This window comes from Streptomyces sp. NPDC058663 (assembly GCF_042716745.1).
Lineage (GTDB): Bacteria > Actinomycetota > Actinomycetes > Streptomycetales > Streptomycetaceae > Streptomyces.
The window spans coordinates 79,706-101,960 of sequence record NZ_JBHXRV010000006.1 but is presented as its reverse complement, the minus strand read 5'-3'; the positions used below and the strand labels follow the sequence as shown (position 1 = coordinate 101,960).

Annotated in this window: 25 protein-coding genes; 3 read left to right on the top strand and 22 right to left on the bottom strand. The window is 67.0% G+C overall.

What is annotated here, in order from left to right:
* Positions 1-3 precede the first annotated feature (3 nt).
* From rplF to rpsJ, 17 genes are all read right to left on the bottom strand, one after another.
* Entirely contained in the window at positions 4-543 is a 540-nt protein-coding gene (gene rplF / locus ACFWVV_RS06320) for a 50S ribosomal protein L6 (protein WP_266659724.1), read from the bottom strand.
* A gap of 21 nt (positions 544-564) precedes the next feature.
* Positions 565-963 carry a 30S ribosomal protein S8 gene (rpsH, locus tag ACFWVV_RS06315; protein ID WP_384349951.1) on the bottom strand — a complete coding sequence of 133 codons (399 nt, stop codon included), beginning with the start codon at positions 961-963 and terminating at the stop codon, positions 565-567.
* Between the two features lie 221 nt (positions 964-1,184).
* Entirely contained in the window at positions 1,185-1,370 is a 186-nt protein-coding gene (locus ACFWVV_RS06310) for a type Z 30S ribosomal protein S14 (protein WP_030368403.1), read from the bottom strand.
* Between the two features lie 5 nt (positions 1,371-1,375).
* Positions 1,376-1,933 carry a 50S ribosomal protein L5 gene (gene rplE / locus ACFWVV_RS06305; protein ID WP_345228946.1) on the bottom strand — a complete coding sequence of 186 codons (558 nt, stop codon included), beginning with the start codon at positions 1,931-1,933 and terminating at the stop codon, positions 1,376-1,378.
* A complete protein-coding gene (gene rplX / locus ACFWVV_RS06300) occupies positions 1,933-2,244 on the bottom strand; it encodes a 50S ribosomal protein L24 (protein WP_384349946.1) in 312 nt (103 codons plus the stop codon). Before rplX ends, rplE begins: the two co-directional genes overlap by 1 nt.
* Before the next feature lie 2 nt (positions 2,245-2,246).
* Positions 2,247-2,615: a 50S ribosomal protein L14 gene (rplN, locus tag ACFWVV_RS06295; RefSeq protein WP_003966950.1), complete on the bottom strand. Its 369-nt coding sequence runs from the start codon at positions 2,613-2,615 to the stop codon at positions 2,247-2,249.
* 128 nt (positions 2,616-2,743) lie between these two features.
* Positions 2,744-3,028 carry a 30S ribosomal protein S17 gene (rpsQ, locus tag ACFWVV_RS06290; protein ID WP_028812368.1) on the bottom strand — a complete coding sequence of 95 codons (285 nt, stop codon included), beginning with the start codon at positions 3,026-3,028 and terminating at the stop codon, positions 2,744-2,746.
* Entirely contained in the window at positions 3,028-3,252 is a 225-nt protein-coding gene (rpmC, locus tag ACFWVV_RS06285) for a 50S ribosomal protein L29 (RefSeq protein ID WP_138894199.1), read from the bottom strand. The genes rpsQ and rpmC overlap by 1 nt, the downstream gene beginning before the upstream one ends.
* Entirely contained in the window at positions 3,252-3,671 is a 420-nt protein-coding gene (gene rplP, locus ACFWVV_RS06280) for a 50S ribosomal protein L16 (RefSeq protein ID WP_119286204.1), read from the bottom strand. The genes rpmC and rplP overlap by 1 nt, the downstream gene beginning before the upstream one ends.
* 5 nt (positions 3,672-3,676) lie before the next feature.
* A complete protein-coding gene (gene rpsC / locus ACFWVV_RS06275) occupies positions 3,677-4,519 on the bottom strand; it encodes a 30S ribosomal protein S3 (protein WP_384349941.1) in 843 nt (280 codons plus the stop codon).
* A complete protein-coding gene (rplV, locus tag ACFWVV_RS06270; protein WP_004571827.1) occupies positions 4,519-4,866 on the bottom strand; it encodes a 50S ribosomal protein L22 in 348 nt (115 codons plus the stop codon). The genes rpsC and rplV overlap by 1 nt, the downstream gene beginning before the upstream one ends.
* Positions 4,867-4,907: 41 nt before the next feature.
* Positions 4,908-5,189, bottom strand: coding sequence for a 30S ribosomal protein S19 (gene rpsS, locus ACFWVV_RS06265; protein ID WP_138894198.1), 282 nt, complete (start codon positions 5,187-5,189; stop codon positions 4,908-4,910).
* Between the two features lie 12 nt (positions 5,190-5,201).
* Positions 5,202-6,038, bottom strand: coding sequence for a 50S ribosomal protein L2 (gene rplB, locus ACFWVV_RS06260; RefSeq protein ID WP_384349938.1), 837 nt, complete (start codon positions 6,036-6,038; stop codon positions 5,202-5,204).
* A 40-nt stretch (positions 6,039-6,078) separates the two neighbouring features.
* Entirely contained in the window at positions 6,079-6,396 is a 318-nt protein-coding gene (rplW, locus tag ACFWVV_RS06255) for a 50S ribosomal protein L23 (RefSeq protein WP_185028010.1), read from the bottom strand.
* Complete coding sequence (gene rplD, locus ACFWVV_RS06250; protein ID WP_384349935.1) at positions 6,396-7,046, bottom strand: 50S ribosomal protein L4; 651 nt, start codon at positions 7,044-7,046, stop codon at positions 6,396-6,398. Before rplD ends, rplW begins: the two co-directional genes overlap by 1 nt.
* Before the next feature lie 7 nt (positions 7,047-7,053).
* Positions 7,054-7,698 carry a 50S ribosomal protein L3 gene (gene rplC / locus ACFWVV_RS06245; RefSeq protein WP_189821109.1) on the bottom strand — a complete coding sequence of 215 codons (645 nt, stop codon included), beginning with the start codon at positions 7,696-7,698 and terminating at the stop codon, positions 7,054-7,056.
* 14 nt (positions 7,699-7,712) lie between these two features.
* A complete protein-coding gene (rpsJ, locus tag ACFWVV_RS06240; protein WP_003948644.1) occupies positions 7,713-8,021 on the bottom strand; it encodes a 30S ribosomal protein S10 in 309 nt (102 codons plus the stop codon).
* Positions 8,022-9,085: 1,064 nt separating this feature from the next.
* Here rpsJ and ACFWVV_RS06235 point away from each other — a divergent pair.
* The 3 genes from ACFWVV_RS06235 (at position 9,086) to ACFWVV_RS06225 (ending at position 13,276) form a co-directional block, all read left to right on the top strand.
* The gene (locus tag ACFWVV_RS06235; protein WP_384349932.1) at positions 9,086-10,141 is read left to right on the top strand and encodes a hypothetical protein; all 1,056 of its coding nucleotides are present in this window, start codon (positions 9,086-9,088) and stop codon (positions 10,139-10,141) included.
* Positions 10,142-10,191: 50 nt separating this feature from the next.
* Positions 10,192-10,785 (top strand): Uma2 family endonuclease, encoded by a 594-nt coding sequence (locus ACFWVV_RS06230; protein ID WP_384349929.1) that lies wholly within the window; start codon positions 10,192-10,194, stop codon positions 10,783-10,785.
* Between the two features lie 310 nt (positions 10,786-11,095).
* A complete protein-coding gene (locus ACFWVV_RS06225) occupies positions 11,096-13,276 on the top strand; it encodes a PIG-L family deacetylase (protein WP_384349926.1) in 2,181 nt (726 codons plus the stop codon).
* A 168-nt stretch (positions 13,277-13,444) separates the two neighbouring features.
* On the opposite strand, the gene tuf is transcribed toward ACFWVV_RS06225, so the two are convergent.
* From tuf to ACFWVV_RS06200, 5 genes are all read right to left on the bottom strand, one after another.
* Positions 13,445-14,638, bottom strand: a complete 1,194-nt coding sequence (tuf, locus tag ACFWVV_RS06220; RefSeq protein ID WP_384349924.1) for an elongation factor Tu — start codon at positions 14,636-14,638, stop codon at positions 13,445-13,447.
* Positions 14,639-14,851: 213 nt separating this feature from the next.
* On the bottom strand, positions 14,852-16,981 hold the full coding sequence (gene fusA / locus ACFWVV_RS06215; protein WP_384349921.1) for an elongation factor G: 2,130 nt from the start codon (positions 16,979-16,981) through the stop codon (positions 14,852-14,854).
* A gap of 38 nt (positions 16,982-17,019) precedes the next feature.
* Positions 17,020-17,490: a 30S ribosomal protein S7 gene (gene rpsG / locus ACFWVV_RS06210; RefSeq protein WP_185027993.1), complete on the bottom strand. Its 471-nt coding sequence runs from the start codon at positions 17,488-17,490 to the stop codon at positions 17,020-17,022.
* A 2-nt stretch (positions 17,491-17,492) separates the two neighbouring features.
* Entirely contained in the window at positions 17,493-17,864 is a 372-nt protein-coding gene (rpsL, locus tag ACFWVV_RS06205) for a 30S ribosomal protein S12 (protein WP_003948652.1), read from the bottom strand.
* 441 nt (positions 17,865-18,305) lie between these two features.
* The gene (locus ACFWVV_RS06200) at positions 18,306-22,229 is read right to left on the bottom strand and encodes a DNA-directed RNA polymerase subunit beta' (RefSeq protein WP_384349917.1); all 3,924 of its coding nucleotides are present in this window, start codon (positions 22,227-22,229) and stop codon (positions 18,306-18,308) included.
* Positions 22,230-22,255: the final 26 nt, after the last annotated feature.

Below are 22,255 nucleotides of genomic sequence, written 5' to 3'. Positions count from 1 at the left end.
GGCTTACTTACCCGCCTTTCCGACCTTGCGGCGGATGACCTCGCCGGCGTACTTGACGCCCTTGGCCTTGTACGGGTCGGGCTTCCGCAGCTTGCGGATGTTAGCGGCGACCTCGCCGACCTTCTGCTTGTCGATGCCCTCGACGCTGAGCTTCGTGGGCGACTCGACCTTGAAGGAGATGCCTTCCGGCGCCTCGATCACGATGGGGTGGCTGTAGCCCAGGGCGAACTCCAGGTTGGAGCCCTTCGCCTGGACGCGGTAACCGACACCGCTGATCTCGAGCGCCTTGCTGTATCCCTGGGTCACGCCGGTGATCATGTTCGCCACCAGCGTGCGGGACAGGCCGTGCAGGGCCTTGTTCTGACGCTCGTCATTGGGGCGGTTGACGTTGAGCACGCCGTCCTCGCCCTTAACAATCTCGATCGGCGCGGCAACAGTGTGGGAGAGGGAGCCCTTGGGGCCCTTCACCGACACCGTGCGGCCGTCGATGGTGACGTCCACACCAGCGGGAACCTGGATGGGGAGCTTGCCGATTCGCGACATGAGCTTTCCTTCCTTTCCCGACTACCAGACGTAGGCGAGGACTTCCCCACCTACGCCCTTCTTGCCTGCCTGCTGGCCGGTCAGAAGACCGTGCGACGTGGAGATGATCGCCACGCCGAGGCCGCCGAGGACCTTGGGCAGGTTGGTGGACTTCGCGTACACGCGCAGACCCGGCTTCGAAATACGCTTGATGCCGGCAATCGAACGCTCGCGGTTCGGCCCGAACTTCAGGTCGAGAACGAGGTTCTTGCCAACCTCGGCGTCCTCGACCTTCCAGCCGCTGATGAAGCCCTCCTGCTGGAGGATCTCCGCGATGTGCGACTTGATCTTGCTGTGCGGCATCACGACGGTGTCGTGGTACGCCGAGTTCGCGTTACGCAGACGCGTGAGCATGTCTGCGATGGGATCAGTCATGGTCATGAGTTGGCCATCGGCCTCTCTCGCCGGGGTTTCCTGTATGCGCCATCCCTCTCCCCACTCAGAGGCGGGACGGGTGCGGTGCGGGGACCTACGGCGTAGTAAGTCGTTATGGGCGGCGGGCGCCCAACCCTTCTAGCCTACGGCATCGAGGGTGGGGCTCCCGCCGACCAGATACTTACCGAGAGCCCTGGAAAATCCGTACGCCCAAAGGGCAGTACTGACTACCAGGAGCTCTTGGTCACGCCCGGGAGCTCGCCACGGTGAGCCATCTCACGAAGGCACACGCGGCAGAGGCCGAACTTGCGGTACACGGAGTGCGGACGGCCACAGCGCTGGCAGCGGGTGTACGCGCGCACACCGAACTTGGGCTTGCGGGCAGCCTTGGCAATCAGAGACTTCTTCGCCATCTCGGTTACGCCTCCTTGAAGGGGAAGCCGAGGTGACGGAGGAGGGCGCGGCCCTCGTCGTCGTTGGTCGCCGTGGTGACCACGGTGATGTCCATACCCCGGACGCGGTCGATCTTGTCCTGGTCGATCTCGTGGAACATGACCTGCTCGGTGAGACCGAAGGTGTAGTTGCCACGGCCGTCGAACTGCTTCGGCGACAGACCACGGAAGTCACGGATACGCGGCAGCGCGAGCGACAGCGTACGGTCCAGGAACTCCCACATGCGGTCACCACGGAGGGTGACGTGGCAGCCGATCGGCTGCCCCTCGCGCAGCTTGAACTGCGCGATGGACTTGCGGGCCTTGGTGACGGCCGGCTTCTGACCCGTGATGGTCGTCAGGTCCTTGATGGCCCCGTCGATCAGCTTCGAGTCACGGGCGGCGTCGCCGACACCCATGTTGACCACGATCTTGACCAGACCGGGGATCTGCATGACGTTCTCGTAGGAGAACTCTTCACGCAGCTTGCCCGCGATCTCCTCGCGGTAGCGCAGCTTGAGGCGCGGTGCGGTGGTGGCAGTCATCAGATGTCCTCACCAGTCCGCTTGGCAACGCGGATCTTGTTGCCCTCGTCGTCAAAACGGAAGCCGACGCGGGTAACGACCTTGTTGCCGTCCTTCTCCACCACCAGCTGAACGTTGCTGACGTGGATCGGGGCCTCGGTCGTCACGATGCCGCCGGCCTGGTTCTGGCCGGCCTTCGTGTGCTTCTTGACCCGGTTGACACCCTCGACCAGGACGCGGTCCTCGCGGGGGAAGGCCTGAACGACCTTGCCCTGCTTGCCCTTGTCCTTACCGGTGATGACCTGAACCAGGTCGCCCTTCTTGATCTTCATGCTTACAGCACCTCCGGCGCGAGCGAGATGATCTTCATGAACTTCTTCTCGCGCAGCTCACGGCCCACCGGGCCGAAGATACGGGTGCCGCGGGGGTCGCCGTCGTTCTTGAGAATGACAGCGGCGTTCTCGTCGAAGCGGATGTACGAGCCATCCTGGCGACGACGCTCCTTGACGGTGCGAACGATGACCGCCTTGACGACGTCACCCTTCTTCACGTTGCCACCGGGGATCGCATCCTTGACGGTGGCGACGATGACGTCACCGATGCCCGCGTAGCGGCGACCCGAGCCACCGAGAACACGGATGGTGAGAATTTCCTTCGCACCCGTGTTGTCGGCGACGCGAAGTCGCGACTCCTGCTGGATCACGTCTATCTCCTGATCGTCTGCCGGTTCCCGGTGGGGCCGTATCGCTACGGCCCCACCGAGCCTGGCGGAACTGCCTGAAGGGAAACCCCTTCAGGGCGTATCTGTCGGTATTCCCTTGCGGGAACTACCTACTTGGCCTTCTCGAGGATCTCGACGATGCGCCAGCGCTTCGAGGCCGACAGCGGACGCGTCTCCATGATGAGGACGCGGTCGCCGACGCCTGCGGCGTTGGACTCGTCGTGAGCCTTGAGCTTGTTCGTACGGCGGATGACCTTGCCGTACAGCGCGTGCTTCACGCGGTCCTCGACAGCGACGACGACGGTCTTGTCCATCTTGTCGCTGACGACCAGACCCTCACGGGTCTTGCGGAATCCGCGCTGCTCAGTCGTCTCAGTCACATTCTTCTCGCTCATCAGGCGCTCTCCACCGTCTCGATGCCCAGCTCGCGCTCGCGCATCAGGGTGTAGATCCGGGCGATGTCCTTACGGACGGACTTGAGCCGGCCGTGGTTCTCGAGCTGTCCGGTCGCCGCCTGGAAGCGGAGGTTGAACAGTTCTTCCTTGGCCTCACGGAGCTTCGCGACGAGGTCCTCGTCGTTCAGCTCGCGCAGCTCAGTCGCCTTCGTACCGGCCACCATCACGACTCACCTGCCTCGCGCCGAACAATCCGGCACTTCATCGGAAGCTTGTGAGCAGCGCGGGTAAGCGCCTCACGAGCAATCTTCTCGTTCGGGTAGGACAGCTCGAACATCACCCGACCGGGCTTGACGTTCGCGATCCACCACTCCGGGGAACCCTTACCGGAACCCATGCGGGTCTCGGCGGGCTTCTTCGTCAGCGGGCGGTCCGGGTAGATGTTGATCCAGACCTTGCCGCCACGCTTGATGTGGCGGGTCATCGCGATACGAGCCGCTTCGATCTGGCGGTTCGTCACGTAGGCCGGGGTCAGCGCCTGGATGCCGTACTCGCCGAATGCGACCTCAGTACCACCCTTGGCCATACCACTGCGCTTGGGGTGGTGCTGCTTGCGGTGCTTGACCCTACGAGGGATCAGCATGTCGGTCAGGCCTCCGTTCCGGTGCTCTCAGCCGGAGCAGCGGCGGCGGGAGCGTCGGCCTTGGGGGCCTCGGCTGCCGGCGCGGACTGCTGCGGCTTGCGGCCGCGGCCGCCACGCTCGCCACCACGACCACCACGGGCCGGGCGGTCGGCTGCGCCACCGGCGCCACGGGCCGGGCGGTTACCCGCACGGGCCGCGGCGTTCTCGGCGCGAACCTCGGCGATGTTCTTGACGTCGCCCTTGTAGATCCAGACCTTCACGCCGATACGGCCGAAGGTCGTCTTGGCCTCGAAGAAGCCGTAGTCCACGTTCGCGCGCAGCGTGTGCAGCGGCACACGACCCTCGCGGTAGAACTCGGAGCGGGACATCTCGGCGCCGCCGAGACGACCGCCGCACTGGACCTTGATGCCCTTGGCGCCGGCCTTCATGGTGCCCTGCATGCTCTTGCGCATGGCACGGCGGAAGGAGACGCGGGAGGAGAGCTGCTCGGCAACGGCCTGGGCCACCAGCTGAGCGTCCATCTCGGGGTTCTTGACCTCGAGGATGTTCAGCTGGACCTGCTTGCCGGTGAGCTTCTCGAGGTCACCGCGGATGCGGTCGGCCTCGGCGCCGCGGCGGCCGATGACGATGCCCGGACGAGCGGTGTGGATGTCCACACGCACGCGGTCACGGGTGCGCTCGATCTCCACCTTCGAGATGCCGGCGCGCTCCATGCCGGACGTCATCATCCTGCGGATGGCGACGTCTTCCTTGACGTAGTCCTTGTACAGCTTGTCGGCGTACCAACGGGACTTGAAGTCCGTGGTAATGCCGAGCCGGAACCCGTGCGGGTTTACCTTCTGGCCCATTACCGGGTTCCTTCCTTGCTGCTGACGACCACGGTGATGTGGCTGGTCCGCTTACGGATCCGGTAGGCACGGCCCTGAGCACGCGGACGGAACCGCTTCAGGGTCGGGCCCTCGTCCACGTACGCCTCGCTGATGACCAGCGAAGAGGCGTCGGTGTGGTCGTAGTTGTGCGCGGCGTTGGCAATGGCGCTGTCAAGCACCTTGCCAACCGGCACGCTCGCGGCCTGCGGGGCGAAGCGCAGGACCGCCTGAGCCTCCGTGGCATCCATGCCACGGATAAGGTCCACCACTCGGCGGGCCTTCATGGGCGTGACGCGGATGTACCGCGCCTGGGCCCTGGCTTCCATGGTTGTCCCTTCGGTGTCGTTCATAGTCATCGCACCCCGCCTTAGCGGCGCTTCGACTTGCGGTCGTCCTTGACGTGGCCGCGGAAGGTGCGGGTCGGCGCAAACTCGCCGAGCTTGTGGCCGACCATCGACTCGGTGACGAACACCGGGACGTGGATCTTGCCGTTGTGCACCGCGATGGTGTGACCCAGCATGCTGGGGATGATCATCGAGCGCCGGGACCAGGTCTTGATGACGTTCTTGGTGCCAGCTTCGTTCTGGACGTCCACCTTCTTTACGAGGTGTCCGTCGACGAAGGGCCCCTTCTTGAGACTGCGCGGCATCTAAACCCGCTCCTAGCGCTTCTTGTTCGACTTGCGGCGGCGGACGATGTACTTGCTCGAAGCCTTCTTCGGCGAGCGAGTACGACCCTCCTTCTGACCCCACGGGGAGACCGGGTGACGACCACCGGAGGTCTTACCCTCACCACCACCGTGCGGGTGGTCGACCGGGTTCATCGCCACACCGCGAACGGTCGGGCGAACGCCCTTCCAGCGCATGCGGCCGGCCTTGCCCCAGTTGATGTTCGACTGCTCGGCGTTGCCGACCTCGCCAATCGTGGCGCGGCAGCGGGCGTCGACCAGGCGGATCTCTCCGGAAGGCATACGAAGGTGGGCCATGGTGCCCTCCTTCGCCAGCAGCTGCACGGACGCACCGGCGGAGCGGGCGAACTTCGCACCGCCACCGGGCCGCAGCTCGATGTTGTGGATGGTGGTACCCACCGGGATGTTGCGCAGCGCGAGGTTGTTGCCCGGCTTGATGTCGGCCCCGGGGCCGTTCTCGATCCGGTCACCCTGCGACAGGCCACGCGGGGCGAGGATGTAACGCTTCTCGCCGTCCGCGTAGTGCAGCAGCGCGATGCGCGCGGTGCGGTTGGGGTCGTACTCGATGTGCGCGACCTTGGCCGGCACGCCGTCCTTGTCGTGACGACGGAAGTCGATCACGCGGTAGGCGCGCTTGTGTCCGCCACCCTGGTGGCGAACGGTGATCCGACCGGCGTTGTTACGGCCGCCCTTGCTGTGCAGGGGGCGGACCAGCGACTTCTCCGGCGTGGACCGCGTGATCTCGACAAAGTCGGCTACGGAGGAGCCACGGCGGCCCGGCGTAGTCGGCTTGTACTTGCGGATTCCCATTTCTCAGTCCTCGTCCGATTCCGGACGATCCAGACCGCCGTTAGGCGGTCGGACCGCCGAAGATGTCGATACGGTCGCCCTCGGCGAGGGTCACGATGGCCCGCTTGGTGTCGGCACGCTTGCCGAAACCGGTGCGGGTGCGCTTCCGCTTGCCCTGACGGTTGATCGTGTTGACTCCGGTGACCTTGACCGAGAAGACCGCTTCCACGGCCTGCTTGATCTGGGTCTTGTTGGAGCCGGGGGCGACGATGAACGTGTACTTGTTCTCGTCGAGCAGCGCGTAGCTCTTCTCCGAGACGACCGGCTTGACAAGAATGTCGCGGTGGTCCGTGAAGGTCTTGCTGGTAACGGCGCTCATCAGGCGTCGCTCCCTTCGGTCTCATCGGCCTTGGGGCCAGACACGAAGGACTCGAAGGCGGCCTTGGTGAAGACCAGGTCGTCCGAGACGAGAACGTCGTACGTGTTCAGCTGGCCCGGCTCCAGGATGTGCACCTGGGGCAGGTTGCGGGCGGAGAGCCACGCGGCCTCGTCCGAGCGCTCGGCAACCAGGAGCACGTGCTTGCGCTCGCTGACCTTGCCCAGCAGGGACTTTGCGGCCTTCGTGGAAACCGCACCCTCGACCACGCCGGTGACGACGTGGATGCGAGCGTTGCGGGCCCGGTCGGTGAGGGCACCGCGCAGGGCGGCGGCCTTCATCTTCTTCGGGGTCCGCTGCGAGTAGTCACGCGGCTGCGGGCCGTGGACGACGCCACCGCCGGCGAACTGCGGGGCGCGGGTCGAACCCTGACGGGCGCGGCCGGTGCCCTTCTGGCGGTACGGCTTCTTGCCGCCACCGCGGACTTCGCCGCGACGCTTGGTCTTGTGCGTGCCCTGGCGGGCAGCGGCCAGCTGGGCGACGACGACCTGGTGGATCAGCGGAATGCTGACCTTGGCGTCGAAGATCTCCGCGGGGAGGTCGACGGTCCCGGTCTTGTCGCCTGCCGGCGAAAGGATGTCAATGGTGCTCATCGGTTCCTCAAACCCCCTTGGCCGCGGTGCGGACCAGGACGAGGCCACCGTTGGGGCCGGGAACGGCGCCCTTGATGAGCAGCAGACCCTTCTCGGCGTCAACGGCGTGGACGGTCAGGTTCTGGGTGGTGACCCGCTCGTTACCCATGCGACCCGCCATGCGCATGCCCTTGAAGACACGGCCGGGGGTGGCACAGCCACCGATGGAACCAGGCTTGCGGTGCACGCGGTGGGCACCGTGCGAGGCCTTGCCACCGTGGAAGTTGTGACGCTTCATCACACCGGCGAAGCCCTTGCCCTTGCTCTTGCCCGTGACGTCAACCTTGACGCCGGACTCGAACACCTCGGCAGTGATCTCCTGGCCCAGCGTGTACTCGCTGGCGTCCGGGGTGCGCAGCTCCACGAGGTGGCGGCGCGGGGTCACGTCGGCCTTGGCGAAGTGACCCTTGAGGGGCTTGTTCACCTTGCGCGGGTCGATCTCGCCGAAGGCGATCTGGACCGACTCGTAGCCGTCGTTGTCGTTCGTACGCACCTGCGTCACGACGCACGGACCGGCCTTGACGACGGTCACCGGGACAACCCGGTTGTTCTCGTCCCAGACCTGGGTCATGCCGAGCTTCTCGCCCAGGACGCCCTTGATGTTCTTGCTCATCTCGGCCCGTCCCTTCAGAGCTTGATCTCGATGTCGACGCCCGCCGGCAGGTCGAGACGCATCAGCGAGTCAACCGTCTTCGGCGTGGGGTCGAGGATGTCGATGAGGCGCTTGTGCGTGCGCATCTCGAAGTGCTCGCGAGAGTCCTTGTACTTGTGCGGCGACTTGATGACGCAGTACACGTTCTTCTCAGTGGGCAGCGGCACCGGGCCTGCGACCGACGCACCAGTGCGGGTCACCGTCTCGACGATCTTCTTCGCCGAGGAGTCGATGACCTCGTGGTCGTAGGCCTTGAGCCGGATGCGGATCTTCTGTCCCGCCATGGCTACTAGTAGTCCTTTGTCTCTTAACGCTCTGGTACCCGGGAAGCTGCGCTCTGCTTGCTCAGCACTGCCCTCTTCCGACCCACGCGGTCGGGCGTGTCGCATCCTCGCCAGTGCGAAATCCCTAAGAATTTCCCTGCTGTAAGGGATGCGGTCCGCGACCGCAAGCCGGGGGAGAACACCCACCGGGTGCCTGGTCAGCACCGCACTAACACTTCCCGAAAGATTCCCGTACGTCCGCCTCAGCGCTGCCCTGAGGGGCAGTTGGGGCGACGAGTACTGTGGGACTCGCTTCCAGTCCTCCCGGCGGGAGGCGTGCAGCATCGATACTCAACCGAGCAACCCCGACAGTCTGCCATACGGGGCACGGTGCACGCCAATCGGGCGGTAGAGATTACCCCCAACGTGACGCAGCTCAAACCGGTGCTCGCACGCCCGCTCGGCGACGGTCCCTGCGGACGGCCGAATGGTCACTGTGCGCAACCGGTGGTGCGTCGTCGGTGACGTGGCGAGGTCGTCCGTCGCGTCCGTGTCAGCCCTTAACAGCGGCGTGCGCCACGCATGCAGCCCAGCGTCATCGACGCACGCAGCGACCCGCTGCCCACTCCCGTACCGAGGACGCGCACGAGGAGTCCGGGCGCGGTCTACTCCTCGGCGAGCGCCTCGTCGAGCTGCTCGCCGACAAGTGGGGCGTCACCCCGGGCCCGCACCCCTGCAAGACCGTCTGGGCCGAGTGCGCGGCGAGGACGTGAGGGGCGGTATATGCAGGTGGGACCGGGTCGCGGTCCGCCTCGACCTGGTCCCCCTCGGCCTGGCGACGTCGGACGTAAAACACCTTAAATCCCCGGGAGCCAAGGACCCGACCCAACCCCACCAACCTCCCGGCGAGGCTGCCGCGCGGCTCGTCACCCACACGGGTGATCTACGCCAACTCGGCTGGATTTGCCAGGGGTTGGCGGGCATATGCTCGCCCCGACAACTTCACCAGCCGACACACGTCGGCCCCCGGCCGGGACTGGCATCCCGAGCGAGGGCCTGACCACCAAGGAAGTAGCACCTTCCCGATGGATACGAACGAGCTTAACGCGACCTCGCGCGCCCCGTCCCGCGTACGACGACCCGCCGCCCGATCCGGTGCACACGCCACACGCGGCGTCACCCACCGGAACACCCGGCACCGCAACCGCTTCACCGTCGTCGGGAATCACTTTTCCCAGCACACCGAGCTGAGCTTCCTGGCGCGCGGCCTCGGGCTGTACATCCAGTCGCTGCCCGACGGCGTGATCATCGCGATCAAGTTCCTGTCGGCCCGCTTCCCCGAGAGCGAGGCGCGGATCGCCGCCGCCCTGCGCGAGCTGGAAACCGCCGGCTACCTCTCCCGGGACCGCGTACGACTGCCGAACGGGCAGGTCGTGACGCAGACCGTGTTCCGCAACCAGCCGGAAGCGGCCACGGCGGCTACAGCTACGGCGGCGGTACGGGAGGACCACGCGCCCCGCCCGCGCCGCAGGCCCAGGCCGCCCCACCCCGTCGCCGTACCGCCGCAGGAGAAGTCGCAGCCTTTGCCGTGCGGTGAACTGCCCCCGCTATGGGCCGAGTTCGAGAACGTGCCCCCGGCTCCGGCTCCGGACCCGGAGACGGAGCCCGAACCGGCACCCGCTCCCGCTCCCGCTGCTCGGCTGGAAAACGGCCCCGTCCCCGCCAAGCCCAGGAAACCCCAGCTGCCCCTGCCCACCCCGCAGACCTTCGACCCCGAACGCGACCAGGCCGCCCGCGACCTCCTCGCCTCGCTGCGCGTGGACGACTCGCGGCTCACCCTCGCCGACCGGGACGTCGAGCGCCTGGGCCCCGCAGTGGCCAGCTGGCTGGAGCGGAACGTGGCCCCGGACGCGGTACGGCAGGAGCTGCTCAAGGGGCTCCCGCAGCAGCCGGACAGCCCCCGCGCACTGATCGCCCACCGCCTGACGGTGAACATGCCCGGCGCGCTGCCGCCCGCCCCCGTCGTCGTACGACCGGACCCCATGCAGGACTGCGACGGCTGCGGGCGGGTGTTCCGGGCCCCGCAGCCCGGACGCTGCCGCGACTGCCGGCCCGAAAGCGGAGAGGCCGCTCTAGCATGAACGTGACGACCCTTCCTGCCCCTGGGCACGGACGACGAGGAGCGCACGCAATGACATTCGCCCCCGGCGGCACCCGTGTCCCCAGCAGCTCCGAATACCGCGCGCTGCGTGAGGCCGCGGCTCAGCTGGGAGACGCCCTCCCCGGCAAGTTCGAGATCACCAAAGAAGGAATCGTCCACGACATGATGTCTCCGGCCGGGCCCCACGAATTGACGGCCCTGCGCCTACGGAAGCGCCTCGAACGGCACATGCCGGAGGAACTGGTCGCCCACACCGGCACCCCCGACGTGGAGGGCAAGTCCGAGGGCATCATGCGCCACCCGGATGTGATGGTGATCGCCGAAGCAGACATGGACGTCCCCGACTCGGTGGACCCGCGTACCCTCCTCGCCGCCATCGAGATCGTCTCCCGCTCCAACCCGGACAACGACTGGGTGAGCAAGATGCGGGACTACCCGCTGCTCGGCATCCCCGTCTACGCGATCTTCGATCCCCGCACCGGCACCGGCGCCGTCCTCACCGACATCCACTCCACCCCGCAGGGCCCCCGCTACGCCACCCGCAGGGACTTCGTCTACGGCGAGGACGTCACCATCGCCGAGTGGAGGATCTCGACCGAGGGCCTGCCCCGCTACGCCGACTGAGGCGGCGGCGGAAGCTCCGGCACACCGCACTGCTGGGCAGTGCCGACCTCACCGACAGGGCCCTTCGCCAGTACATCGAGGCGCGCAGCCTGACGAGGGTTGCCCGCGCCCGCGCCCCCGCCCCCGCCCCCGCCGCGTGAACTGCCCCACTCCCGTCCCGACCAGGCAACCCCCAGCCCCCGCCCTTCGTCTAGCCGGGCGCAGCAGGGCGGCCACCCCTTGTCGGGAAGCCGCCGCCCGCCGCGCAGAATGACCAGGCGCAGCGAGAACGACCCTCCGCTGCGGGGGAAGCGGACGGAGAACTACACACGTGAGCAGCACGACACCCGGGCCCGGCCTGCCCGAAGGCACGGGCGGCCCCGGCATGGGCGGCACCGGCACGCGCGCACCCGGCCGGGAGGCCCCCGGACTGCCCCGCCGTACGCTCCTCGCCGCAGCCGGTGCCACCGTCGGTGCCCTGGCCGTCTCCGGCTGCGCCACCGTCCCCCCGCCCCGCCGCCGCGACCCCGTGGCCAACCCCGGCCCCGGGCGGCCCATCGCCGGCTCCCGGCACGCGCTGCTGATGCAGTTCCTCGCGCATCCCGACGACGACCTGTACTTCATGAACCCGGACACCCGGCGGGTCCTGGAGGCAGGCACCCCGGTCGTCTCGGTGTACGTCACCGCGGGTGAGGCCAACGGGGTGAACCACCCTCCGGGCCACCCCCGCCCCAAGCCCGACAAGGCCGCGTACGTCTCCGCCCGCCAGCAGGGGCTGCGCCAGGCGTACGCCACGCTCCTGGGGCTGCCCAAGTTCACCCCGTGGCAACGGACCGTGCTCTCCCTGCGCGGCGAGAAGCAGGCCGAGCTGAACACCCTCACGAACGGCGAACGCCGCGTGGAGCTGGTCTTCCTCAACGTGTCGGTGAACTCCTCGCGCAACCGGCCCGCCATGACCGCGCTCTGGTCGGACCGCGGGATGACCCAGCGCACCATGGTGGCCGACAACTCCCCCGTGAAGAAGGCGAGTTCGTACGACTACGACGAACTGGTCGACGCCCTCACCGGGCTCCTGGACCGCTACAGCCCCACCGTCGTGCAGACGCTCGACCCGGACCCGGACATCCAGAACAGCCCCGACCTCTTCCGCCGCAAGGACAGCGAGCAGCCCGGCTACTCCGACCACCCGGACCACACCGCCGTCGCCTGTTTCAGCTGGGCCGCGCTGATCCGCTGGGTCGCCGAGAGCGCCGAGCAGAACAGGCCGCTCCCCCGCTTCGCCGCCACCGCCTTCCGCGGCTACTACAACCACCACTGGCCCAAGAACCTCCCCGAGAGCGTCCTGATGAAGAAGGCCGAGTCCCTCGTCCCGTACGGCGGCGACGTCGACTGGGACTGCGGGAACCCGGCCGGCTGCGGCGACTACGGGGTCGGTCAGTGGCGCCCGCTGGAGAACTGGAAGGGCTGGGTCAACTCCACCAACTACCGTTATCCGGGGCCCCAGTTGGTGACCCACCAGCAGAACGGCTCACTCACCGCGTACGGAGTGCTCGGGCTGCGCCTGGCCCGCTGGCGGGCCACCGCCAACGGCGCCTGGAGCGCCCCCGAGGACCTCGGCGGCGGCCCCCTGGCGCCTGTGGTCGGGAAGGCCGTCCTGAAGGACGGCGGGCAGCTCCTGTTCGCCCTGCGCTACGCGGCGCTCGGCGGGCACGGCGGTCCCAACCACCGCGAGATCGTCCAGCACGACGGCCGCGTCTGGGCCAGCCTGGGCTCGCCCGAGAAGCGGCCCGACCGCAGCCGCCGCCTGGGCGTCCCGGTCGCGGTCACCGCCGGCGACGGCCGCGTCCACCTCTTCGTACGGAACGCCGCCAAGAGCGTCAGCACCCGGGTCCGGGACACCGACGGCACCTGGGGCCCGTGGCGCGACCTGGAGGGGCCCGACGGCGACGGGCCGAGCCTGCCGCGCGTCAACAAGCGCGGCCTCTCCCCCATCGACGGCCTCGGCCCCGGCAACGGCGACGGCATCCAGGACGGCCTGTCCGCGATCACCGACGCCAAGGGTCTTGTGCACCTCTTCGCGGCCGCCCGCACCACCGTCCGGCACTGGTCCCAGAAGGCGTTCGGCGCCCCCGTGACCCTGCGCCCGGAGAGCCGCACGCCGGCGCCCGGGTCCCTCCCCCGCGCCCTTGCCCAGCAGGACGGCTCGCTCGGCCTCCTCTTCCGCGCCCCCGTGCAGGCCGCCCTCACCGCCGTACGCTCCGACGGAACCCCGCAGCGGGCCCCTTCCTTCCCGGGCTACGGACCTGTGGACACGCTGAGCGACCCGGCGGGGCCGGTCCTGCTCGGCCGCGACGAGGACGGCGTCCTGCGGGTCCGCTCCGCGAAGGGGAAGTCGAGCGCACGCGGCAGCGGCACCTGCGTGGGCGCGCCCACCCTGGTCCGTACGTCGACAGGCGCCCCCGCCGTGGTCGGGCTGGGCGCCGACGCCACACCCTGGCTCTGGCGGCCGTAGGCCCGTACCGGCCGAAGCTCCGGAGAGATTCCATAAGGGACCCCGGAGAGACTTCGGAGGGACAACGAGAAAGGGCCCCGGCACCCACCGCTTGCGCGGCGGGGCCGGGGCCCTTCCCGTGGAACTGTGGAGCTCAGTCAGCGAGCTGGCAGGTCAATCACCAGGTAATTACTTGGTGATCTTGACGACCTGGCCGGCGCCGACGGTCCGGCCACCCTCACGGATGGCGAACTTGAGGCCCTCCTCCATGGCGACCGGCTGGATCAGCGCGACCGTCATGACGGTGTTGTCGCCCGGCATGACCATCTCGGTGCCCTCGGGGAGGGTCACGACGCCGGTCACGTCCGTGGTACGGAAGTAGAACTGCGGGCGGTAGTTGTTGAAGAAGGGGGTGTGACGGCCACCCTCGTCCTTCGACAGGATGTACGCCTGCGCCTCGAACTCCGTGTGCGGGGTGACCGAGCCCGGCTTGATGATGACCTGGCCGCGCTCGACGTCCTCGCGCTTGATGCCACGAAGCAGCAGACCGACGTTCTCACCGGCCTGGCCCTCGTCGAGCAGCTTCCGGAACATCTCGATGCCGGTGACCGTGGTGGTGGTCTTCTCTTCCTTGATACCGACGATGTCGACGGTCTCGTTGACCTTGAGGACACCACGCTCGATACGGCCGGTGACGACGGTGCCACGACCGGTGATCGTGAAGACGTCCTCGATCGGCATCAGGAACGGCTTGTCGACGTCGCGCTCGGGCTGCGGGATCGACTCGTCGACGGCGGCCATCAGGTTCAGGACCGACTGGCCCCACTCCTTGTCGCCCTCGAGCGCCTTGAGCGCCGAGACCTTGACGACCGGCAGGTCGTCGCCCGGGAACTCGTACTCGGAGAGGAGCTCACGGACCTCGAGCTCGACGAGCTCCAGGATCTCCTCGTCGTCCACCATGTCGGCCTTGTTCAGCGCGACGACGATGTAGGGGACGCCGACCTGGCGGGCCAGGAGGACGTGCTCCTTCGTCTGCGGCATCGGGCCGTCGGTGGCCGCGACCACGAGGATGGCGCCGTCCATCTGCGCCGCACCCGTGATCATGTTCTTGATGTAGTCCGCGTGACCGGGGCAGTCAACGTGGGCGTAGTGACGCGACTCGGTCTGGTACTCGACGTGCGCGATGGAGATGGTGATACCACGCTGGCGCTCTTCCGGCGCCTTGTCGATCTGGTCGAAGGCCGAGGCCTCGTTCAGGTCCGGGTACGCGTCGTGCAGCACCTTGGTAATGGCGGCCGTGAGGGTCGTCTTACCGTGGTCAATGTGACCGATGGTGCCGATGTTGACGTGCGGCTTAGTCCGCTCGAACTTTGCCTTCGCCACTGGGTCCTCCTGCGGAGTGGTTCTGTACGCCTTGCTTCATCGGCGCCAGGTGATCTTTGCTGGGATGCCGGCGCCCGGGGCACTCAGCACGGGTTGCGCTGAATGCCCCAGTGGCTCCGGTGATAAGCCTAAAGCGTGTGCTCATACGGGTCGGAACCCGCACTCGCGATGGGCAGTTCCGGAAGGAGCCGCCCGGTTGAGGAACTCGGGGAGTTACTCGCCCTTGGCCTTCGCGATGATCTCCTCGGCGACGTTCCGCGGAACCTCGGCGTAGGAGTCGAACTGCATCGAGTAGCTTGCGCGACCCGAGGTCTTGCTGCGGAGGTCTCCGACGTAGCCGAACATCTCCGAGAGGGGCACGAGGCCCTTCACGACGCGAGCGCCGCTGCGCTCCTCCATGGCCTGGATCTGGCCACGGCGGGAGTTCAGGTCGCCGATCACATCGCCCATGTAGTCCTCGGGCGTGGTGACCTCGACGGCCATCATCGGCTCGAGGAGCACGGGAGAGGCCTTGCGGGCACCCTCCTTGAAGGCCTGCGAACCGGCGATCTTGAAGGCGAGCTCCGAGGAGTCGACCTCGTGGTAACCACCGTCGAGAAGGGTGACGCGGACGCCGACCATCTCGTAACCGGCCAGGATGCCGAACTGCATGGCTTCCTGGGCGCCCGCGCCCACCGACGGGATGTACTCCCGGGGGATGCGGCCACCGGTGACCTTGTTGACGAACTCGAACGACGCGTCGCCACCCTCCATGGGCTCGAGGGCGATCTGCACCTTCGCGAACTGGCCGGTACCACCAGTCTGCTTCTTGTGCGTGTAGTCGATGCGCTCGACGGCCTTGCGGATCGTCTCGCGGTACGCGACCTGGGGCTTGCCGACGTTCGCCTCAACGCGGAATTCGCGCTTCATGCGGTCGACGAGCACCTCGAGGTGAAGCTCGCCCATACCACCGATGATGGTCTGGCCGGTCTCCTCGTCCGAGTGGACCTGGAAGGACGGGTCCTCCTCCGAGAGACGCTGGATGGCTACACCCAGCTTCTCCTGGTCACCCTTGGACTTCGGCTCGATGGCGACCTGAATGACCGGGGCCGGGAAGTCCATGGACTCCAGGATGACCGGGTTCTTCTCGTCGCACAGCGTCTCACCGGTGGTGGTCTGCTTGAGACCCATGACGGCGATGATGTCGCCGGCGCCCACCGATGCGATCTCCTCACGCTTGTTCGCGTGCATGCGGTAGATCTTGCCGATGCGCTCCTTCTTGCCCTTGACCGAGTTCAGCACGGAGCTGCCGGCCTCGAGGCGGCCCGAGTAAACCCGGACGAAGGTGAGCTTGCCCAGGTGCGGGTCGCTCATGATCTTGAACGCCAGGCCCGAGAAGGGCTCGTCGTCCGACGGCTTGCGCGAAACGACCTTGTCCGCGTCCTTCACGTCGTGGCCTTCGATGGCCTCGACGTCCAGGGGGGAGGGCAGGTAGCGCACGACGGCGTCGAGCAGGGGCTGGACGCCCTTGTTCTTGAACGCCGTACCGCAGAACACGGGGCTGACCGTCACGGAACCGGCGCCGCCCTTGGAGGCGAGGGTGATGCGGCGAATGGCCGCCATCAGCTGCTCCTCGGTGGGCTCCTGGCCCTCGAGGTACAGCTCCATCATCTCTTCGTCGTGCTCGGCGACCGTCTCGAGCAGCTTCCCGCGCCACTCGTCGGCGGCCTCGGTGTGCGTGGCCGGGATGTCGACGGTGTCGTACATCTCGCCCTTGGCGGCCTCGGCGGACCACACGAGGGCCTTCATCGCGACGAGGTCGACGACACCCTTGAAGTCGGCCTCGGCACCGATCGGGAGCTGCATGACGAGCGGGACCGCACCGAGGCGGTCGACGATCATGTCGACGCAGCGGTGGAACTCGGCACCCGTACGGTCGAGCTTGTTGACGAAGCAGATGCGCGGCACGCCGTAGCGGTCCGCCTGACGCCAGACAGTCTCGGACTGGGGCTCGACACCGGCAACACCGTCGAACACGGTGACAGCGCCGTCGAGGACGCGGAGCGAACGCTCCACCTCGACGGTGAAGTCGACGTGACCGGGGGTGTCAATGATGTTGATCGTGTGATCGACATCGTTGAGCGGCCAGTGACAGGTCGTCGCGGCAGACGTGATCGTGATGCCGCGCTCCTGCTCCTGCTCCATCCAGTCCATCGTGGCAGCGCCGTCGTGGACTTCACCGATCTTGTAAGACACACCGGTGTAGAAGAGGATGCGCTCGGTGGTGGTCGTCTTGCCCGCGTCGATGTGGGCCATGATCCCGATGTTGCGGACCTTGGCCAGGTCAAGCGAAGTGGTGGCCATATGGCTCAGTCTTCTCTCGGTCTCGAAGTGGGTAACGACTACCAGCGGTAGTGCGCGAAGGCCTTGTTGGACTCGGCCATCTTGTGGGTGTCCTCACGCTTCTTGACAGCAGCGCCAAGACCGTTCGAGGCGTCGAGCAGCTCGTTCATGAGGCGCTCGGTCATCGTCTTCTCGCGACGGGCGCGGGAGTAGCCCACGATCCAGCGGAGCGAGAGGGTGGCGGCGCGACCGGGCTTGACCTCGATCGGCACCTGGTAGGTGGCGCCACCGACACGGCGGGACTTGACCTCGAGCGAGGGCTTGACGTTCTCAAGCGCGCGCTTCAGCGTGATGACCGGGTCAGCGCCGGTCTTCTCGCGGAGGCCTTCCATGGCGCCGTACACGATCCGCTCGGCGGTGGAACGCTTGCCGTCGAGCAGGATCTTGTTGATCAGCGACGTGACAAGAGGAGAGGCGTAGACCGGGTCAATGATGACCGGGCGCTTCGGGGCGGGGCCCTTACGAGGCATTCTTACTTCTCCTTCTTGGCGCCGTAGCGGCTGCGAGCCTGCTTACGGTTCTTGACGCCCTGCGTGTCGAGGGAACCGCGGATGATCTTGTAGCGAACACCCGGCAGGTCCTTCACACGACCGCCACGCACGAGCACGATCGAGTGCTCCTGCAGGTTGTGGCCCTCACCCGGGATGTAAGCCGTGACCTCGATGCCCGAGGTCAGGCGCACACGCGCGACCTTACGGAGCGCCGAGTTCGGCTTCTTCGGGGTGGTCGTGAACACACGCGTGCAGACGCCACGGCGCTGGGGCGAACCCTCAAGCGCGGGCGTCTTGTTCTTCTCGACCTTGTCCTGCCGGCCCTTCCGGACCAGCTGCTGGATCGTAGGCACTACTTCTCCGGTTTCTGTGTGCCGATCACTGTGAAACTAACCTGGAACAGTCCCCGACCCACGCGGTCGGGTGTGTCGGACCCGGCACACTCCCGCGGAACGGGAGGATGACGCGGATCACGGTGGCCCACATAAAGACGGGCTCGCTCTGCGGCTGTAAACACGCACACGAGCCCAGGCACACCCCAGGCACAAGGTCCGAGCGTACCTACCTCATCGACCTGGGTCAAAACAAATGCTGTCCAGCTGTGCGGCACGGGCCCGCGGCACTCTTCCGATCATGGACACGAGCCGCGTACGAGCCCCTGGGCCGGGCCTCCGCACCCGGGTCGCGCCGTCCGCCGCCCAGGCCCCCAGCGGCCTCTCAGCGCGCCCGGAGAACGCCGAAGGGCGGCCACCCCCACGGGGTGACCGCCCTTCGGTCGCAGAAGCTACCCGCGCCTACTGGTTGTACGGACCGTAGTCGTAGTCCTCCAGCGGAACGGCCTGGCCGGAGCCCGTGCCGAACGGCGAGTAGTCGATGTCGTCGTAGCCGACGGCCGAGTACATCGCTGCCTTGGCCTCTTCGGTCGGCTCCACCCGGATGTTGCGGTAGCGGGAGAGACCCGTACCGGCCGGGATGAGCTTACCGATGATGACGTTCTCCTTGAGGCCGATGAGGCTGTCGGACTTGGCGTTGATCGCCGCATCCGTCAGGACTCGGGTCGTCTCCTGGAAGGAGGCGGCCGACAGCCAGGATTCCGTCGCCAGCGAGGCCTTGGTGATACCCATCAGCTGCGGCCGGCCGGAGGCGGGGTGACCGCTCTCCTGGACCACACGACGGTTCTCGGTCTCGAACTTCGAGCGCTCGACGAGCTCGCCCGGCAGCAGTTCCGCGTCGCCGGACTCGATGATCGTCACACGGCGGAGCATCTGCCGGATGATGATCTCGATGTGCTTGTCGTGGATCGACACGCCCTGGCTGTTGTAGACCTTCTGGACTTCGCCGACCAGGTGGACCTGGACCGCACGCTGACCGAGGATCCGGAGCACGTCGTGCGGGTTGGTCGCACCGACGGTGAGCTTCTGGCCCACCTCGACCGCGTCGCCCTCGCCGACCAGCAGACGGGCACGCTTGGAGATCGGGAACGCCGTCTCCTCGCTGCCGTCGTCCGGCGTGACGACGATCTTCTTGGTCTTCTCCGTCTCCTCGATCCGGATGCGGCCCTTGGCCTCCGAGATCGGGGCGACACCCTTGGGCGTACGAGCCTCGAAGAGCTCGACGACACGGGGCAGACCCTGGGTGATGTCGTCACCGGCCACACCACCGGTGTGGAAGGTACGCATCGTCAGCTGGGTACCGGGCTCACCGATGGACTGGGCGGCGATGATGCCGACCGCCTCACCGATGTCGACCAGCTTGCCGGTGGCCAGCGAGCGTCCGTAGCAGAAGGCACAGGTGCCGACCGCGGACTCGCAGGTCAGGACCGAACGGGTCTTGACCTCCTCCACGCCGTGCATGACCAGCTGGTCGATGAGCACGTCACCGAGGTCGACGTTGGCAGGCGCGATGACCTTGCCGTCGATCACGACGTCTTCCGCCAGCATGCGGGCGTAGACGCTGGTCTCGACGTCGTCCGTCTTGCGGAGGATGCCGTCGGCACCCTTCTCCGCGATCTTCAGCTTGAGGCCGCGGTCGGTGCCGCAGTCCTCCTCGCGAATGATCACGTCCTGCGAGACGTCCACCAGACGACGGGTCAGGTAACCCGAGTCGGCGGTACGCAGGGCGGTGTCCGCCAGACCCTTACGGGCACCGTGCGTCGAGATGAAGTACTCGAGTACGGACAGGCCCTCACGGAACGACGCCTTGATGGGACGCGGAATCGTCTCGTTCTTGGCGTTGGACACCAGACCACGCATACCGGCGATCTGACGCATCTGCATCATGTTTCCTCGGGCACCCGAGTCAACCATCATGAAGATGGGGTTCGTCTTGGGGAAGTTCGCGTTCATCGCCTCGGCGACCTCGGCGGTTGCCTTGGTCCAGATCGCGATGAGCTCCTGCGTGCGCTCTTCCTTGGTGATGAGACCGCGCTCGTACTGCTTCTGGACCTTCTCGTCCTGCTCCTCGTAGCCCTTGACGATGGCCTTCTTGGCCTCGGGCACGACGACGTCGGAGATGGCCACGGTGACGCCCGAACGGGTCGCCCAGTGGAAGCCGGCCGCCTTCAGGTTGTCGAGCGTCGCCGCCACGATGACCTTGGGGTAGCGCTCCGCCAGGTCGTTGACGATCTCGGAGAGCTGCTTCTTGCCCACCGAGTAGTCGACGAACGGGTAGTCCTCGGGCAGCAGCTCGTTGAAGAGCGCACGGCCCAGGGTCGTACGGAGACGGAACGGGTCACCGGTCTGCCACTCGCCCGCGGCGAAGTCGCCATTGGACGCAGCGCCCTCTTCCGCCACCGGCGGGGTCCAGCCACGCGGCGGGACGGTGCCTACGGGGAAGCGGATGTCGACCTTCGCCTGGAGCGAGAGCTCCCGGTTGTCGAACGCCATGGTCGCCTCGGCCGAGGAGCCGAAGGAACGGCCCTCACCGATGACCTTGCGCTCTTCCTCGTCGGTCGTGAGGAAGAACAGGCCCAGCACCATGTCCTGGGTCGGCATGGTGACGGGACGGCCGTCGGCCGGCTTCAGGATGTTGTTCGAGGACAGCATCAGGATGCGGGCCTCGGCCTGCGCCTCTGCCGAAAGCGGCAGGTGCACGGCCATCTGGTCACCGTCGAAGTCCGCGTTGAACGCGGTGCAGACGAGCGGGTGGATCTGGATGGCCTTGCCCTCGACCAGCTGGGGCTCGAAGGCCTGGATGCCGAGGCGGTGCAGGGTGGGTGCACGGTTCAGCAGCACCGGGTGCTCGGCGATGACCTCTTCGAGGACGTCGTACACGACGGTGCGGCCACGCTCGACCATGCGCTTGGCCGACTTGATGTTCTGCGCGTGGTTCAGGTCCACCAGGCGCTTCATCACGAACGGCTTGAAGAGCTCCAGCGCCATGGCCTTCGGCAGACCGCACTGGTGCAGCTTGAGCTGCGGACCGACGACGATCACGGAACGCGCGGAGTAGTCCACACGCTTGCCGAGGAGGTTCTGACGGAAGCGGCCCTGCTTGCCCTTGAGCATGTCGGACAGCGACTTCAGCGGACGGTTGCCGGGGCCCGTGACCGGGCGACCACGACGGCCGTTGTCGAAGAGCGCGTCGACGGCCTCCTGAAGCATGCGCTTCTCGTTGTTCACGATGATCTCGGGGGCACCGAGGTCCAGGAGCCGCTTCAGGCGGTTGTTGCGGTTGATCACGCGGCGGTACAGGTCGTTCAGGTCGGAGGTCGCGAAGCGGCCACCGTCCAGCTGCACCATCGGACGCAGGTCCGGCGGGATGACCGGCACGCAGTCCAGCACCATGCCCTTGGGGCTGTTGCTGGTCGACAGGAACGCGGAGACGACCTTGAGGCGCTTGAGCGCACGGGTCTTCTTCTGGCCCTTGCCGGTGCGGATGATCTCGCGGAGGCGCTCGGCCTCCTCGTCGAGGTCGAAGGACTCCAGGCGCTTCTGCAGAGCAGCAGCACCCATCGAACCGTCGAAGTACGTGCCGAAGCGGTCACGCAGCTCGCGGTAGAGGAGCTCGTCGCCCTCCAGGTCCTGGACCTTGAGGTTCTTGAAGCGGTTCCACACCTCGTCGAGGCGGTCGATCTCGCGCTGGGCGCGGTCACGGAGCTGCTTCATCTCGCGCTCGGCACCTTCGCGCACCTTGCGGCGCACGTCGGCCTTCGCACCCTCGGCCTCGAGCTCGGCCAGGTCGGTCTCGAGCTTCTTGGCGCGAGCCTCCAGGTCCGAGTCACGACGGTTCTCGACCTGCTGGCGCTCGACGGAGACGTGCGCCTCCAGCGAGGGCAGGTCGCGCGTCCGGCGCTCCTCGTCCACGAAGGTGATCATGTACGCGGCGAAGTAGATGACCTTCTCGAGGTCCTTCGGCGCGAGGTCGAGCAGGTAGCCAAGGCGGGAGGGAACGCCCTTGAAGTACCAGATGTGAGTGACGGGAGCGGCCAGTTCGATGTGGCCCATCCGCTCACGACGCACCTTGGCGCGAGTGACCTCGACGCCGCAGCGCTCGCAGATGATGCCCTTGAAGCGGACACGCTTGTACTTGCCGCAGTAGCACTCCCAGTCCCGGGTCGGACCGAAGATCTTCTCGCAGAAGAGTCCGTCCTTTTCGGGCTTGAGCGTGCGGTAGTTGATGGTCTCCGGCTTCTTCACTTCGCCGTGGGACCAGGTCCGGATGTCGTCCGCGGTGGCGAGGCCAATCCGCAGCTCGTCGAAGAAGTTGACGTCGAGCACTTGTCGTCAATCCCTCTTTCGGGGGT